Source organism: Amphibacillus sp. MSJ-3 (assembly GCF_018919165.1).
Lineage (GTDB): Bacteria > Bacillota > Bacilli > Bacillales > Amphibacillaceae > Amphibacillus.
This window is the reverse complement of the sequence record NZ_JAHLQM010000004.1, coordinates 1-17,299: the sequence shown is the minus strand read 5'-3', so window position 1 is coordinate 17,299 and position 17,299 is coordinate 1. Positions and strand designations below refer to the sequence as shown.

General features: G+C 36.1%; 16 protein-coding genes. 2 read left to right on the top strand and 14 right to left on the bottom strand.

Translation table 11 applies throughout. From position 1 onward, the window contains the following. Positions 1-160 precede the first annotated feature (160 nt). Both KQI76_RS02135 and KQI76_RS02130 read right to left on the bottom strand, forming a co-directional pair. On the bottom strand, positions 161-1,939 hold the full coding sequence (locus KQI76_RS02135; protein WP_216398656.1) for a cache domain-containing sensor histidine kinase: 1,779 nt from the start codon (positions 1,937-1,939) through the stop codon (positions 161-163). Positions 1,940-2,143: 204 nt separating this feature from the next. Continuing rightward, positions 2,144-4,414: a glycosyl hydrolase family 95 catalytic domain-containing protein gene (locus tag KQI76_RS02130; protein WP_216398655.1), complete on the bottom strand. Its 2,271-nt coding sequence runs from the start codon at positions 4,412-4,414 to the stop codon at positions 2,144-2,146. A gap of 435 nt (positions 4,415-4,849) precedes the next feature. On the opposite strand from KQI76_RS02130, the gene KQI76_RS02125 reads away from it, so the two are divergent. After that, positions 4,850-6,031 (top strand): ROK family transcriptional regulator, encoded by a 1,182-nt coding sequence (locus KQI76_RS02125; RefSeq protein ID WP_216398654.1) that lies wholly within the window; start codon positions 4,850-4,852, stop codon positions 6,029-6,031. A 152-nt stretch (positions 6,032-6,183) separates the two neighbouring features. Here KQI76_RS02125 and hpf read toward each other — a convergent pair whose 3' ends face one another. The 12 genes from hpf to cypC form a co-directional block, all read right to left on the bottom strand. Beyond that, positions 6,184-6,735 carry a ribosome hibernation-promoting factor, HPF/YfiA family gene (gene hpf / locus KQI76_RS02120; protein ID WP_216398653.1) on the bottom strand — a complete coding sequence of 184 codons (552 nt, stop codon included), beginning with the start codon at positions 6,733-6,735 and terminating at the stop codon, positions 6,184-6,186. Between the two features lie 262 nt (positions 6,736-6,997). Further along, on the bottom strand, positions 6,998-7,351 hold the full coding sequence (fliT, locus tag KQI76_RS02115; protein ID WP_216398652.1) for a flagellar protein FliT: 354 nt from the start codon (positions 7,349-7,351) through the stop codon (positions 6,998-7,000). Next, positions 7,351-7,749 (bottom strand): flagellar export chaperone FliS, encoded by a 399-nt coding sequence (gene fliS / locus KQI76_RS02110; protein ID WP_216398651.1) that lies wholly within the window; start codon positions 7,747-7,749, stop codon positions 7,351-7,353. Before fliS ends, fliT begins: the two co-directional genes overlap by 1 nt. Before the next feature lie 33 nt (positions 7,750-7,782). Further along, positions 7,783-9,288: a flagellar hook-associated protein 2 gene (locus KQI76_RS02105; RefSeq protein ID WP_216398650.1), complete on the bottom strand. Its 1,506-nt coding sequence runs from the start codon at positions 9,286-9,288 to the stop codon at positions 7,783-7,785. 15 nt (positions 9,289-9,303) lie between these two features. Continuing rightward, positions 9,304-9,681 carry a flagellar protein FlaG gene (flaG, locus tag KQI76_RS02100; RefSeq protein WP_216398649.1) on the bottom strand — a complete coding sequence of 126 codons (378 nt, stop codon included), beginning with the start codon at positions 9,679-9,681 and terminating at the stop codon, positions 9,304-9,306. Between the two features lie 98 nt (positions 9,682-9,779). After that, positions 9,780-11,192 (bottom strand): phospholipase D-like domain-containing protein, encoded by a 1,413-nt coding sequence (locus tag KQI76_RS02095; protein WP_216398648.1) that lies wholly within the window; start codon positions 11,190-11,192, stop codon positions 9,780-9,782. A 13-nt stretch (positions 11,193-11,205) separates the two neighbouring features. Then, a complete protein-coding gene (locus KQI76_RS02090; RefSeq protein ID WP_216398647.1) occupies positions 11,206-11,895 on the bottom strand; it encodes a zinc metallopeptidase in 690 nt (229 codons plus the stop codon). A gap of 14 nt (positions 11,896-11,909) precedes the next feature. Continuing rightward, positions 11,910-12,059 (bottom strand): hypothetical protein, encoded by a 150-nt coding sequence (locus KQI76_RS02085; protein ID WP_216398646.1) that lies wholly within the window; start codon positions 12,057-12,059, stop codon positions 11,910-11,912. A 288-nt stretch (positions 12,060-12,347) separates the two neighbouring features. Further along, on the bottom strand, positions 12,348-13,694 hold the full coding sequence (locus tag KQI76_RS02080) for a sensor histidine kinase (RefSeq protein ID WP_216398645.1): 1,347 nt from the start codon (positions 13,692-13,694) through the stop codon (positions 12,348-12,350). Continuing rightward, on the bottom strand, positions 13,695-14,366 hold the full coding sequence (locus tag KQI76_RS02075; protein ID WP_216398644.1) for a response regulator transcription factor: 672 nt from the start codon (positions 14,364-14,366) through the stop codon (positions 13,695-13,697). Positions 14,367-14,642: 276 nt separating this feature from the next. Continuing rightward, complete coding sequence (locus tag KQI76_RS02070) at positions 14,643-15,035, bottom strand: YbaN family protein (RefSeq protein WP_216398643.1); 393 nt, start codon at positions 15,033-15,035, stop codon at positions 14,643-14,645. 213 nt (positions 15,036-15,248) lie between these two features. Beyond that, positions 15,249-16,499, bottom strand: coding sequence for a CYP152 family fatty-acid peroxygenase CypC (gene cypC, locus KQI76_RS02065; protein WP_483860897.1), 1,251 nt, complete (start codon positions 16,497-16,499; stop codon positions 15,249-15,251). A 223-nt stretch (positions 16,500-16,722) separates the two neighbouring features. Between cypC and KQI76_RS02060 the strand changes: the two genes are divergently transcribed. Next, the gene (locus KQI76_RS02060; protein ID WP_216398642.1) at positions 16,723-17,049 is read left to right on the top strand and encodes a hypothetical protein; all 327 of its coding nucleotides are present in this window, start codon (positions 16,723-16,725) and stop codon (positions 17,047-17,049) included. The last annotated feature ends 250 nt before the right edge of the window (positions 17,050-17,299 follow it).

The window sequence follows — 17,299 nt, the reverse complement described above, 5'->3', positions numbered from 1 at the left end:
ACCAGAACTTGGCTTTTCGGTTACTCATCCCACTGAAACTTAAAGACTCAGAGTTAGAATTAGAGCTGTCCTGATATTACATATAGGACTCAACATTATTTCCTTATTATTTTTTTCTGTAAATTAGCTGACCCGTCTTCAACACACCCTGATTTGGCAATCAGTTCATTTCATCTATAGGCAAAGTAATCGTAATCCTTGTGCCTTGATTTAACTGACTTGAAATGTTTACACCATATAAGTCTCCATAATATAATTTTATTCGCTGATGGACATTCCGAATCCCTATTCGTTTCCCTTCTTTGTCATCTAATGTATTCAAATGCTTTCTGACCTCTGATAAACGGTTGGCATCCATGCCGACACCGTCATCACAAACGACGATTTTTAATTGGCCTTGTTTTTCCACAACTGTGATTGATAATTTACCCAAGTCAATTTTTGGCTCCAAACCATGGATAATGGCATTTTCCACTAGTGGCTGAATAAGAAGCGGAAATATTCGATAGTCTGATAGGTCAGTTTGAATATTAATCTCATAGTCTAGCTTATCACCAAAACGCATCTTTTGAATTTCTAAATAGGTTTTAATTAAATCGAGTTCATCTGTTAATGGAACAGGACGATCAGTGCGCTCAAGTGCAGACCGCATCATTTTACTTAACTTTTGAATCAGTGTAGCCACTTCTTTATCTTTGTTTACAATCGCCTTCATACGAATCATTTCTAATGTATTGTATAGAAAATGTGGGTTGATTTGACTTGAAAGCATTTTGAATTCAGATTCCTTCTGCTGCCTGCGCCATCGTTCCTCTTTTATTTTATGAACATAGACCTCGTCAATCAACTTCTGCAGGCTCTGTGATGTCTGGTAAAGTTCTCCATATGCCTCACCGATTTCATCAGACCCTCTAATCGTAGGTTTAATATTAAATTTCCCGCGTGCGACTTTTGTCATCGCATGCTTTAATAGATTAATTCTTGAATTGAATATCTTACTAAATATCCAAAAGGCCAATATTGAGCTCATAAGTGCAATGGTGATTATCCAATACCCCCGCTTAAAAATTGCATTAGATTGTTTCATTAAGTCTTCAATCGGAATAATGGTAACAATTTGCAATTCATTAGATAAACTTTTATGCGGTCTCAAGCGATGTAGATTAATCTTGACGTCTTTATCCTTGTAGCGATAATCATAGAGTTCATTTTCTTCACTGTCCCCCGGTAATCCCTTTAGAAAACTTGGATAGGTAAACAGTAAATCCTGATTATGATTATAAATAACTTGTGATTCATCGAGTGTAATAAAGACATCATGTATTTCACTATCAATGATCTCTTTTAATTTCTCTTGTGATAAGTATATAGCTAATACACCTAATAATTGATCTTGTTGATTATAGACAGATCGCGTTAAAGTTAAGTATCGCTCACCTGTCCATTGCTCTTCTTTGACGATCCAACTAATACGACCACGCTTATCCACCGCTTCTTGATACCATTTCTTTTCCTGCATTTCCTCATCAGCATGAATAAAATAAGAGTTTGTAATCATTGGTTTCGTCATATAAAATTGGATCGTTTCAACTTCATCATAATATTTTAAGTAATCATCAAAAATTGGATAACTCGAATAAGCATTATACATATCTAAAGTTGTTTGGTAATTTTCGCTTAAAAGGCGATCGATGTCACGACTAATATAGATTAAGTCTGATATTTGAGTTACTCGATTTAAAATTGTTTCCAAGCGAATTCCAATCTTATCTAGATTCGACTCTGTTTCAAAAATAGCATTATTAATCAACACATCTCTTACAGCAACATTTAAATAAATCCCCACGACCATAATTGGTATAGCTGTTACGAGGAGGTAGACACCCATTAACTTATGACTAATTTTCAAATCTAGTATTCTATCCCTTAGCGAGTTCATGACCTTACCTCCTCGGATTAGTAGGGATCAAAAAATGAAATAAGGTAAACCTGGATTCAGCCACTCTATCTTTCCCCAACTGTATGTTAGTTAAATCATTCGGGGCTATACTACCTGTTGAGTCCCATCTTTCATTCAACCCTACCTCTTAACTGATTAAAGGTGGAGCTTACAGTTAGTTAATCGGCCTTAGACTGATTAAGCTTATAATCTTACTTCTAATAAGTATGGCTGATTTGCCACTAGCTTAAGGCTAAAGTCTTGTTGTGATTGGTTGTTTATTTTTCCGTCTGGAAATAAGGGTAATTTCACTTTAATCTGCTGATCAAATTTACTATTTAAAGTTAACCTAACTACTTTTTCAGTTAGATTCCAGCCCATGTGTTCAACGACAATCTGTTCTGGTAAACGAACACCACTTAGTTCACCTTGGTCTAGTTCCTTAGGTAGGGACTGCATCAAGTACAGTGTTTTATGGTGATAGTCAACTAATGACTCATGAATAACCTGTGGAAAAGCACCGTTACCATCGACATTAAAGACCTCTAAATGATTATAATGACTCATCATTAGCGATGGATAAAAACAGTTATTTTTTATCACTAGCATGATCACTTCTTTGATTAACTCAGGCATATGAAATTGAGTTGCGCATAAAGCAGTATGCATGCGTCCATGTGTTGAAGTCGTATCCCCATCTTCATTCAATAACCAGGCTTCCAAACGTTTTTCAAAAGCCAGCCGACTTGCCTTAAACATCACTGGATCCATTTCTTCAGTAAACTCACGGCTTTGAAAAATCGGATATAAATGTGAAAAATGACGATGATTATAATTCTCCCCTTTTTCAGGCGTTAACCACTCCTTTAAAGCACCGTCTTCATTTATTTGGTATTTTGGTAATCGCTCAATCATATCTTGCCATCGTTCAATTTTATCAGAAGCTATGTTCAAGATTCGGTAACTTTCAATTAAATTTGTTAAGACCTCTTTTGCTACGGCAACGTCTTGAGTCGCATTATCAGCACAACCATTCTCCGCTGAATAAGAAGGTGTAAAACGATAAGTACCATCGTGGTCTTCAACTAAGAAATCTTGATAAAATAGAGCCACTTCTTCTAAATAAGGAAGAGCTACATTTTTCAGAAAATCTCGATCACCTGTATAGCGATAATATTGAAAATACCAATGTCCCAACCAACCAGCCCCACATGTCCAAGTCTGTAATGGCCAGTCTTCATTCCAATGAAGGTGTTGACCGAACCTACTAGCATGAGCTGGCGCCATTATTCCACGGCAACCATAATAATGCTTAGCATTTTCCCGGAATCCTGGTAACAATGATTTAATTAAATCAAATAAGCCGTGGAGCCCTTCTTCTAAATGACTTGATAAGGCTGATGCAATCGAAAGTTGTACATTTGTGTCAAAAGTATAATCCCCACTCCATGCGGGATGAAAAGTTCCACTCCAGATCCCTTGAAGATTAGGAGTAGCAGCACCTGAACTACAAATATACATATATCGACTAGCATCATAGATTTTTTCAATTAATGTTTTTGGCAACTGTTCTTGTCTTTGAGCTTCATCCATTAAAGATTGGAAACTTCTTTGCCTTTCTTGATCACTTGTTAACTTTAATTGTACCCGATCAAATAACTCCTGGTGAAGAGGAAAATGTCGATTATATAACTGTTGATAACTTAAATCTGTCTCTTCAATCGTTTCCTCATCTAAATTTGGGCTAATCTTAATGACTAAAAGAAATTGATCAGTATTTGTAATCGTTAAATCCTGATTACTTTTGATAATTGATCCACATGGTAAAATGACTTTCCCGATTACCGTGTAGCCACCATCTTCTTTTGTATAATGATATCTTAAACGGAAACCATCATCAAAAAAAGTTAGATCACCATCTAATTGCGGAACTTGATAGATTTCCGGTTCCACTTTTACGGAAAGAGCACTATTCTCACTTTTCATTTGATACACAATTAGTGAATCCGCTCTAGAAACGAATGATCGACTTTGATAGAAATGGTGATCACCTTGGTATTGAACGGTAATCTCGCCAGTTTGGTAATTGATACTTTTGGAGTACTCGATAATATCTGTGACCCCTGTTCTTACTCGAAGGTGAAAGGCTGGATGATACGGGTCACTCATCGTTAAACCAGGATAGCCTTTTTCTAACGCTTTTTGATAATGAAAAGATAAGGCTTTCTCATAACCCTCTTCTCTAATGATCTTTCTAAATTCCGGTAAATCTTCTCTCAAATCAGGTACTTTAAATTTAGTTCCCATCGGCAAAAATAGGCTTGCGTGATTACCGATAATTGTTTCATTGGTCGGGTCACCAAAGACCATCATACCTAGTTCACCATTTCCTGATAAATAAGCTTCTTCCCACTTTGTCGCAGGTTGATCATGCCATATTCCTCTTGATGGATGATTGCTTTTTTCTATATTCATTTAATTAACTCCTTTTTTACTTAGATCGTTTGGTTTGAAATCCGTCCTTGATATACGAGTTTTATAGCCTGTTATCTAACAATAGATGTTCTACTAAATGAATCGTTCTTCCTTAAATTAATTTAGTTGGATCTTAAAAACTAAAGGTCATCGTCACTGCTTTTCTTTTAGTTGAACCTCTTTAATCAAGATACTAGATGATTAGTTCAAATACGATAACGCTTACAATACAAAACCTACCTTCACTTAGCGGGGCTAACAGTCTGTTATTCCGCGAAGATGAGGGCTGGGCTCTATTTATGTCAAATTATATCAGCGTAAAACAAGTTTGTCTAATTATTAAACAAACTCAATAGCAATGTGAAAACAATTATGATAAAGTATATCTAGACTAAAATGAACAGGTAATTTCTAACCTAGAGAGAGTGTAGAAGGATGAATCGAACATGGAATCAATATGTTGTTAAACGGGAAAACAAAACCCTTGTTTTAACAACTATTATTAATCATATGCCCATATCAAGAGCCAATGTTGCCCAAGTAACAGGTTTGAATAAAGGAACCGTTTCTTCCCTTGTAAGTGAATTAATCGATGAAGAATTAGTAAAAGAATTAGGTCCAGGTGAATCAAGTGGTGGAAGGAGGCCGGTAATGCTTCTGTTCAATGGAAATGCAGGTTACTCTATTTCAATTGAACTAGCAATCGGCAATATCCTAGGTGTGATTACCGACCTAAATGGTCAAATTGTTAATGAAGAAAATATCCCATTACAAACGACTGATTTTAATACAATCTTTCCGATCATGACTCAGCTAATAAAAAAACTAATCCAACAAGCTCCTAAAAGCCGTTACGGTATTGTCGGTCTTGGGATTGGGGTCCCAGCTGTCGTCAGTCAAAAAGGCGAAATATTATTAGCACCAAACTTAGATTGGAAAAATATCAATTTAAAAGAAAAGCTAAGTGAAATATTCCACTTACCAATCTATGTGGAAAACGAAGCTAATGCTGGTGCCTATGGGGAAATGCGCTATGGATCAAGCCAAGAATCAAAACATATGATTTATACTAGTTTAGGGATTGGGATTGGTACCGGAATGATTCTAGATGGTAAACTATACCACGGCTTAAGTGGTTTTGCTGGAGAATTAGGACATATGACAATCATTAAGGATGGACGAAGCTGTCGTTGCGGTAATCATGGCTGTTGGGAAAGATACGCCTCAGAACAAGCATTGATTGATGAAGGGCTAAACCGCCAATTAATTACAAATGATCAAGCCGAACCCCTTGATGAACTAATTAAACTTGCTGCAGCAGGAGATAAAGAAGTAATAAAACTATTTGAGGAAATCGGAACCTATATTGCGATTGGATTAACAAACTGTATCAATATATTTAACCCTGAACACGTTATAATTGGTAATAAACTAATGAAGGCAAAAGAATGGATTTATCCAGTAATCGAAGCTTACATTCATGACCATGCCATTGGTTTTCACCAAAACAAGTTGAAAATTGATTCAGCCAAGCTTGGAATTTATTCACCTGTTTCAGGGATGGCCGCCTTTGTCATCGAAGGTTTTCTCTTTGATAGGAAAACAACTCAAGAATAGGATGATCTCTTTGTTTACGACACTTAATTTTTATGAAAAATACTTGACACGCCAAAGATTGTAATATCTGTGCAGACGATAAAAATAGATGTAGAAAACAATAGTTTCTACATCCATTTTTATTGTATATTAAAGTTAAATTATCTCGCTCATTAATTCGGTTCAATTAAGCCATATTTACCATCGTGACGGCGATAAACAACATTTGTATCACCAGATTCAGCGTTAGTAAAGACAAAGAAGCTGTGGCCTAACATATCCATTTGTAAGATTGCTTCTTCTGAATCCATTGGTTTTAAATTAAAACGTTTAGTACGAACAATCTCTAGACCATCATCTTCTTCCTCTGTCTGATCAAAAGAGTTTGTTTCCATCTCCGCAAGAACATGCTTAGGTGCACCTTTTTGGCGAGTTCTTCGGTTGATTTTTGTTTTATATTTTCGAATTTGACGTTCAAGCTTGTCTACCACTAAATCTATCGCTGCATATAGATCTGGATTTTTCTCCTCCGCTCTTAGTAATAGATTTGTCATCGGAATCGTAACTTCTATTCTTTGCTCTTCATTATAGACACTTAAGTTAACATTGACATCTGAAGTTTGAGGTGTATCAAAGTAGCGTTCTAATTTATTAATTTTCTTTTCAATATAACTTTTAATCGCACCAGTCACCTCTACATTTTCTCCACGAATGTTATAGTTCATAAAAGTGTCCTCCTTTCTATATCTATAATTCTTTAATACCCTAATTTCACTTCGAGTAAACTAGAAAAAAAGGATTAAAGAGTAAATAAAGCGCTTACCTATAGTATAACAAAAAACTCCTTGAGTTTCACTAAGATAAACTTAAGGAGTCCATTTATTTTCTCTAATCTCAACTCCACCTAAGACATTCATTTAAAATAATAATCAAGGAACACTAAAAATGATTAAGGGACGAAAGGGCTCCTATTGAGTGAAAGTTTCCTTATTGTTTTTTATCCCAATAAGAGCCATCATTTGATGCAACTTGTCGGTATGGATCGAGATACTTCTCCGTTGATATTTGTTGTTTCTTAACATCACGTAATTCCTTTTTTAACTCTAAAAATAAATGATTGAGTTTTAACTGAATTTCCTTATCCTTTTCCATTATTAGTGTTCCCAATTCAGTTTCTGCTTCCGAAAAAGGGGGCCTTACTTCTGCTAATAGTTGTGAACGTTTATTCAAAAATTGATCAACTTCTTCTAATACTTGTTCACGATTTTTAGCTGTGATTGGCTGTTCAATTAATTCAAGAAATTCTTCCGTTACTAGTTTTAATTCATTTAAGACACTCATTAGGCTTGAACACCTTGTTTATATTCTTGTGTTCGTGTTTGTTTAACGACTTCTTTCCATGTATCCCTGAATTCTTCAACTAAACCATAGGCATCCGTTAATTTATCAAGATCATTTTTAATATTGGCCTCAATTAGCAATCGATTGATATAGTCATAAAGTGATAGCAATTCTTTTGCTATCGGTGACTCTTGGTCTAATGTAACGATTAATTCATTAATAATATTTTGTGCTTTTTGAATATTAGTGTTTTTAAACTCCATATTATTATCTTCGATTCCCTTTTTACCATATTTGATAAATTTTAGGCAACCATTATAAAGCATTAGGGTAAGTTCACCTGGTGAAGCTGTATTAACTGAATTATTCTTATATGCTTGATAATATTGCTGACTCATCTTTAGCACCCCTTACTTTTAATCCCTTACTCCCTATTGTTGATTAAACTGGGAAAATAAATAATTGGATTGCTCATTCATCCGTTGTATCGCTGTTTCCATTGCAGTGAACTGACGCCAATAGCGGTCTTCTACTTGTTGCAAACGACGTTGGAAATCAGCAATGCGATCGTCCATACTTTCCAATCGACGCCCCATCGCATATTGATGAGGTTGTAAGGTTGTTCGACCGGCCTGTTGACTAATTCGATTAGTCGTTTGATCAATCGCATCTTCCAATCGATTCATGATCCCACGTTCTGCACCCTCACTACTGTTAGAAAACAAATTATAAACAGCGGTAGAATCCTTTTCAAGTGCTGCTCTTAATTTATCTTCATTTACCTCTAATTTCCCACCGTCTAAGTAATTAGCTGACGTGGAGATTCCAATTTCAGAAAAATGAGAGTATGGTCCATCATTATCAACTCGTCCCGTCCATGCAAGGCGCATTTGTGATAAAGAATTATTTAGGATTGGGTCACTTTTAAGTAAACCACTTCTTGCTTTCTCTTCCCACAATTCAATCTCACGATCAGACATTTCCTCCATTTGTTCTGATGTTAATGGAGGGTAATCACGATAAACTTCTTCAGTTACCTTTCCATTTACCTTTTCAACAATTTCGTTGTACTTATTAACGAAATTCATAATACTATCGAAGGCTGCCTCTGTGTCATTTGTAATATTTACATAAGTTCCATCTGTTACATCATTAAAGGTAAATGTAATCCCATTTAAAGTTGTTGTGTTTGTTTTAGATGTTAACTCAACACCATTATAATCAAATACGGCATCCGTTCCACCTGTTTCCTCACCTGTCAAACCAAATACTCCTGTAAAGAAACCAGAATCATCTACACTAAAGTCAATTTCCGGTCCATTCGGATTAAATTGGCCTGCACTCGTCCGTTCCATAATTACACGATCAGATTGGACATCGTAAAAAGCCCGAACACCATTATCTTGATTCGTAATCTTTGTTAAGACACTATTTAAAGTATCTTCTTCAGTCACTTCAATTTCATGAACTTCCTCACCATTATGATAGGTTTTAAATTTTATCGTCGTTGGAAATTCACCATCAAATTGACCAGCTAACTTGTCCACTTGACTACTCAATGAAGCAAATGGATCAATCTTATTCTCCGCTGAAGCTGAGACCGTTCCTGATGTAGCATTAATCGCACTCGTTGCTAGGCTTTTTACCGCAATATTATAACTACCATTTGAGGCGGTAGAAGTTGCTGTCGCCGTTACGGCTGAGTTAGATGATGTCGCTGTTTTTGTATTGTATGTTTTGCTTAATTTCATATCAAGCATCATCTTATCTAATTCAAGGAACAAGGTATTAACCTCACGAAATGCATCACGTTGCCACTCCAATTTGGTTTTATCTTGTTGGAGCTTATCTAAAGGAATCCGTTCCGCTTTCATTAAATCATTAACGATACCATCAATATCCATTCCAGTCGCCAAACCACCGATTCTCATCCCCATTATCCACCACTCCTTTTAAATTTTCTCATCTACAATTAATCCCATAAATTCTGCCATCGCTGCATACATATCTAACATTTGCTTTGGTGGAATTTCTCTGATTAATTCTTTTGTTACGGAATCAATAACTTTAACATAATAGCGATCGAGCTTATCATGAAACTCAAATTTAATCGACGTATTAATCGGTTGTAAAAATTCGTTTAACCCTTCTACCATTCCTTCAATATCAGCTTTATTGACAAGTTCGCTACCTTGTTGAACCCCTGACTTCCGTGCCTGTGTATATAAGGTTTTTTGTTGAAGGGTTTTGTTTTCCGTTCCTATATTCACTTCACCACTGTTTGTTTGTGGAGCATAACTTGATCCAGAGATAACTTTACTGACATCCATGCCCATGCCAACTCCTCTATAGATTTTCTTTCCTTTTATATCGGCAAGAAATAAAAGTATTTAACTGCTTTTTCACTTTTTCTCAATATCTGATTATTCTAAAGTAAAAATTCAACTAATCGTGTTAATGGTCTTAGTATGAGGACAAGCATCTTTTTAAGGACAGAGACATACTTATTCATTTCTCTTACGTGATCAGTTTCTTCAATTAACAAACTTTCCGGCAAATATTCTTCCTCTATCGTAGCGATTATTTCTTGTGATAATGTTGGACTATCAATAATTAGCATGGATTCAGTATTCAAATAAACACTTCTTGGATCAAGATTAAATGATCCAACTATTGTTACTTGTTGATCAATAACTATCGATTTCATATGGAGTGATTGATTATCATCCTGGTATTCATATAAATCAAAATATGTTTGGGCCAAACCCTCTCGATGATTACGATAACCACTATGGGCAATTATGTTTGGTGTTGCTGCCAGCCCATTTGTTAAAATAAGCCCTTGATTTAAGTCCAATTCAAATTGTTTCATATCCTCACGCATTAAACGACTTGGGATGATGTAAGGACTCTGAATAACAACTTGTTCCTCAGCCTCCGCAAATAATTCAAGTAATTGCCACCAAACTTGTGGCTGTTTAAATAAACGTTCAACAGAATTATGAGCAATAAAGCCTCCATTAATTTCATGTGAGCGTTCTTCCCAGTCGATAGATTCAGTAAAGAAATCTTGATTCGTGTCGAAATAATCTTGATATGTAGCCATTATCTTCGTTTTGATCCGCTGTGCCCGTTTTTTCTCCACAGCATTTAGCCTTCGATCTGTTTGTTGCTCTGTATAATCGTGTGACCATAAAAAATCAAAATATGTTTGCATTTGACCAATTATCGGTGTTTCGTTCTGACTTTGACCTAGTAATAAAAGATCCCGATCATTGCTTACACCTTGATATTGATCAGGGGCAAAATATTTATCACCAATATTTCGTCCACCCATCAATGCTGTCGACTGATCAGCAATCATAAATTTATCATGAAGGCGATTATGCCAGGTCCATGGTCGAATTAAATCAAGGGGTTCATAGAAACTCAATTCAATATTTGGATGTTCTGTAAATAAGCGAATGACATCCCGATGGCCAAAACGCATATTATGAAAAAGTCCATCAGCTAAAAAGCGAACTTTTACTCCCCGATCAGCCGCTTGTAAAATATGTGCATAAAAAAGATCAACAGTTTCTCCACCTTGCATTGAATAGTAAGCAATATCTAGGGTTTCTTCCGCTTCATTCATTAGATCCAAACGAACTTTTAGTGCCTCCGCACGATCTTCTATTAATACTGCCTTCTCTGTTGTTTCTTTGATCCAAGGGTTGATCAAATCACTAGCTAAGGATCCCGTTTGTGGGGAGAATGAAAACAAAATAACTCCAGTTAATAAAATATAAATAAAATAGCCTAACAAAATATATTCTGTTAGGCTTTTCAATGTATCAAGCATATGTTCACTTCTCTCAATCACGACGGCCAGCAAAAATTGAAATAAATTTAAATAATTGCAGAACGGCAATTAATGTACTTGCAACATAAGTTAATGCCGCAGCATTCAATACTTTGCCAACGCCTCTTTCCTCGTTGTTTGTCACAATGCCTAGCGTTAATAACTCATTTCTCGCTCGTGCACTCGCATCATATTCCACAGGTAATGTCACCAACTGAAACAATACCGCGGCAGCAAATAAGCCAATACCGACACCGACTAATGGTCCGTAACTAAATAGAAAACCCATAATCAAGAGGATCGGGGCCATACTAGAACCAAGACTAGCCACCGGTAAAAGTGCAGTTCTGAATGATAAAAAGGCATATCCTTGAGCATGTTGAATTGCGTGACCAACTTCGTGAGCAGCAACTGCTAAGGATGAAATCGAAGAGCCACTATAGACAGGTCCTGACAAACGAACAGTCTTCGTCCGTGGATCATAATGGTCAGATAAATCGCCACGATTTGAACGTTCAATTGTAACATCATATAGCCCGTTATGATCCAAAATTCGACGTGCTACTTGTAAACCTGTGATTTGGGCATTTGATTCTATTCGTGAATATTTATGAAAGTTATTTTGGACACTAGATTGTGCCCATACAGCAATTCCAAAAGCAAGCAAGATTAATAAATCCATCATTGGATGATATAAAAACATTGTCAAACTCACCTCTATTGATAATTAATTTTTTTAACTAGCTTCGCATCGATGCCTTCTGCACATAGTGAAGCTACGAGTTGATTCATAATTGACTTTCGTTTAGTCTTTAAGTTAGCCACTTCATTCTTCTCCAGTTCTACATTTGAGTTTCGATTACTCAAAAGTTAGTCACCTCAATTTTTTACCATTTAACTAGCTATAAGTATCCCTTACTTGAACTTGTTAGATCAGCTAGGAAACTAAAGCCAGCAAAGGTCCAATTTGTTCATCTCAGCAGAGGCATAAACGTCTAAATTATGTTTATGACTCGGACTAGAATTCAGACTAAAAGTATTCATCCACTAACTATCCTAGGACAATTACTCGCCTCATCAATTAAAGATTCACCTTATGTTTGATCTTAGTATAGCCAAACATTATGAACTGAATATGAACTGTGCTAAACTTTTTTAACGAATTGGTAATCGAACAAAGAAAGTCGTGCCAACACCTTTTTCACTAACGACATCAATTGTGCCACCATGTAGCAAAATAATTTTCTTTGTAATGGAGAGACCTAAACCATTACCACCGCTGAATTCCGACCGTGATTGATCCTCTTTATAAAAACGATCAAATAAATAAGGAATTGAGGATTGGCTAATTCCGATTCCCGTATCATTTATGCGAATAATATGATATTCTTCATCTTTATAAAAGGAAATGTGAATTTCTCCATTCTCACGGTTATATTTAATCGCATTTGTAATCAAATTCAACCAGGCTTGTTCCAATAAGTCTTGATCAGCATAAATATATATTTTGGTCAGATCAAGATCAAAGGTAATGTTTTTTTCTCGCCAAAACGGCTCGGTAGATAAGGTGACACGCCTGATCTGTTCATCTAATCGATAATGCTCTAATTTAATCAAATGTTCTTCTGCATCTAATGAAGCCATTTTTAATAAACTATTTGATAACCTTGACAATCGATCTGCTTCTCGATAAATAACAGCAATATATTCCGCTTGATCTTCTATAGGTATCAAGCCATCCTGAATTGCCCTCGCATAGCCCTTAATCGACGTCAATGGGGACTGGATTTCATGTGATACGTTACTGACAAAGCTCTCACGCACCTCATCCATATTTCCTAGTGCTTGTGCCAGATCATTAAAGCTCCTCATTAAACGACCAACCTCATCTTGGCGTTCAGTTTGTAAACGAACGGAAAAGTCCCCTGTTGCCAGCTGTTCACTTGCTTTTGTTACAGAACGAATACTCCCCACAAAATAGCGTGAAATAAGAATGATAAACAGACTTCCGATTAATAGAACCAATAATAAGACATGCATTGTGAGTTGCCTAGTATCGGCTAATTCATTTGAAACGTCAATTTTTAAAAATAATGTTTGAGCATCGTGCTCACCATTTAAACTTGTCCCAATGTAACGTACTGTCCCTCTACGACTCGGAACAAACGACACCACTTCTTTTCCTTGCAAGGTCTTAACTTCATCAATCATTTCTTCACTGATAAACGAAGGATCCATTTCAGATAAAATCGGCTCATCATCTTGATTAAGCACAACAGCATCAATTCCAAATTCACGGAATAAGTTAAGTAACTGCGGGAGGTCCTCTGTGTCAATAATCCTTAGTAAATCTTCTGCATAACTTGATGCCTGTTCCAACTCACGTTCAAAAATTATATCCTCTTGAAAGAACAGCGAAGTAATAAAATAAGAAGCTAACAAACTAATGATTACCCCAGTAATAAAAGTAACAACAAATTTCCAATATAAACTCCGCCGCAACTAAGACACATCCTCTAACCGATAACCTAACCCTCTAACGGTGGTAATGTTAATTTCTTCGAAAGGCTTTAACTTCTCTCGTAGGCGTTTTATATGAACATCAACCGTTCTTTCATCACCTTCATAATCAAAGCCCCAAATTTTTTCGACTAATTGCGTCCTTGTAAATATCCGGCCAGGTTCAGTAGATAACTCAAATAGAAGCTCACACTCTTTTCTTTTTAGGTCAATGACAACCTGTCCATTAGATACAGTTAATCGGTCAAGATCAACTTCAACTGAACCAATCTTATTCTTTTTCTCTGTTAAGACATTATAACGTTTAAGCAGAGCGCGTACTCTTAAAATTAATTCTATTGGATCAAACGGTTTGACCAAATAATCATCCGTCCCTGCCTCGAATCCTTTTACTTTATCCTGGGAGGTCCCCTTAGCCGTTACCATTAAAATTGGAATTTTATAAAAGTCCCTTATCTCCTTTGTCAAAGAAATCCCATCCATTTTAGGCATCATAATATCAATAATCGCTAAATCGATCGGCTCCTTTTCAAGTTTATCTATTGCTTCAAGACCATCTCTAGCTTCAATCACATCAAAGTGACTATTTGATAAATATAAGGTGATTAGCTGACGAATATTCGGGTCATCATCTACGACTAAAATAGTTGCCATTTTTCTCACATCCTAGAAGACTAAATTCATTCTTTAGCTTAACACGTTCAGTAAAAAAGTGCTATATAACAACTTTTTTAATCATTAAACGAGTCACCACTTAATTTCTAAAAAAATTTCAGTTAGGAGTCTTCTGGTGAAAATCAGATAACTATGCTTTAATAAAGTGAGGCTTCACCCAATAGGTCATAGTCAGTTAATCTGCGATAAAATTAGTTTTAAAATAAGATTGATGGCTAAGTTATATTCATATTAAAAATGCTTAAGCAAACCTATTTAATCATTATTAATCATCTTTGGCTTAATCGTCTTCATTTTAAAGAAAAAGTAATAGTGCTTATATAAACCCAGTGCAACCATTAGACATCTAACCCAAAGGAACTCCACTATAAAAATTGAATAGATAATACAACTATCCGCAATTAAATTAATTCGGATCTTCTCCTTTAAATACATCCCTTTCTTCTCTCGAAAAGCTAACACATACTTCTTATAGGCTTTTGTCTCTTTAAACCAGTTCTCAATTCGCTGTGAACTCTTTGCGAAGCAATAAGAAGATACTAAGAAAAAGGGCAGACCCGGTATTACTGGTAGAACTACCCCAGCAACTCCAATGCCAAATGATATAAAGCCAGGCACAATAAAAAGAATATTTCTCATATATTTCATAATCGTCACCTTCATCAAAATACTTTTACCTAAAGTAAACTTACACTCAGTCAGAGTCCCCTCACCCACTCAGTGTTGGTTAAACGAATTGACTTTTTACAAGCTATTTAACAACCTCCTATCGTCAGATTGTTTTCTTTTTACTATTGAAGGAGGGAACTCATAGTCCATTCATCTGCGATAGGGCAAGAATATTTATATCTGCTTAAATACCTATTCGTGTATGCGAGATTTTATTCGGGTGATCAGAAACTTGCTGTTTGGGAAACTTGGGATCTTAGCCATGTCAAGCGTTAAATTTTGCGCTGGCACCTGGTAATCCATCTTGTTAACCAATAAATCTAAACTTGCTTTCATCATCTCAACCGTCAATTGTTCACCTGGACATCGATGGCCTTTAATATAATCCCCACCACCCTGGGGGATGAAATCAAAAGGATTTTCCCTCCTGGCCTTAAAACGCTGTGGAAGAAACTGATCAGGTTTGTCCCAAAGGTCCGGATGGTGGTTTGTTCCATAAAGATCTAACAAAACAAGTGTCCCTGCTTTAAAAGGATAGTACTCCAAAAGGAAATCTTTCCTTACCCTAGCAGCTACAAATGGAAAAAACGGATAGTAACGACGCACCTCTTGGACAAACATCTCATATAATGTACGATCACCTGTTAATAGCTTATTCTTTTCTGCAGGATAATTATATAGGGACAATGCAATAAAAACAATATAAATAGCGATCGCTACAATTGGCCGAATAACATTTAACACCTCAACAGCAGCAACTTCAGTATTTAGGAGCTTACCATTCCCGTCCTGAAACCAGCTAATTTGGTATAGGGCTGTCTCTTCTTTGGGCTCCAATTTTTTATCGCGGACATCTTCAACTAATTTTTGAATCCAATTCTCCAACAGGTTGCGGTTTATCCGTCCTTGCCAATGCTTTGGGCCAATCTTAGCACCGGATTGAAATAAGGAGCTCAATTGACCTGCCCTTTCCACTATTTCATCTTCAGCTATTGGGATACCCGCCCACTCACAGGCTGTTTTCGTCAGGATGACTGTCACATCATCATATAGCAAAACCTCTTTTTGATTCTCCCATCGGAAAATTGCCGATTCCCATTCTCTTCTATAAATTCTCACGATATCCTGAATCCGCTTTTCCGTCATCAATGAGATAAACATTCTTTTTCTATTTTCATGGTTAAATCCATCAATCGTTTGGATTCCCTTTTCACCTAATAAGGTTTGTCGAAATCGCTTTGGTGCGGCACCTGATCTTATCATCCTTGCATTGTCATAAAAGACCTTAGCCGCTTCTTTACCAGTCATACAAATAACTTTTTGACCACCTAACAGACGTGTTGCAAAGATATTACTATCAAACCGTTCAAACCGATTAGCCATATATAAATAACCCTCTTTAAGTAATGCCAACGTATGATCGATTCCCTTATCAACCGGAATTTTTTTTATGAAACATTTATGATCATCCTCACTTTATCAATCTTATCTATATAATATTTGCTTCACCCAGCCCTATCATACCTATTTCATTTATTTAGAAGGCATTGAACTGTCCTTTATGCCTATTTTTCACCAACCTACCCTAATTTCCATTGCAAAATATAAAAATCGAAATATAATATAACATTAGCAAGTGGCAGGATTAATTGAGGTGAGATTTATGGTGAAGAAGCAATCACAACCTAATGTCGAGGAGACAAGGCAAAATGAATTAATCCAGGAGCTCAATCAGAAAATAACTATTTCACAATGGATTCAATTTATTGGCCAATTGGCTAATGCGATTTATCTATCCCAACTCTCCGCCATTCAGCCAGAAACAAGTGGTGAGCTTACAAACGTAGTTGGACAGTGGATTATGACTGTTGGCCAAGGACTCACAGCTATTGGACAAACGACACAAACTTTAACAGATGAACAACAACTATTAATCGAAGCACAAATTCAAGGCGATGCATTACAAGCACTTGGCTCTGCTATCAGGTTATAGGAGACAAGGAAATACTAATTAATAGTTTATTAGCCGATATAGAAGAATATATACAGTAAAAAGACATCCTATGAAGCACAGGCCTCATGGATGTCTTTTTTACTTACGCAAAGCTAAATCGCACTTTTAATTGGCTCTTTGTCAAATGACGTTGGTGATGAATTTTCGTCGATCAATATTGAATGATTTGTTTACCCTTCAAAGCAGTTTTATGATGCTTTGAAGGGTGTTTCTTTATGTTCAGTTTCTA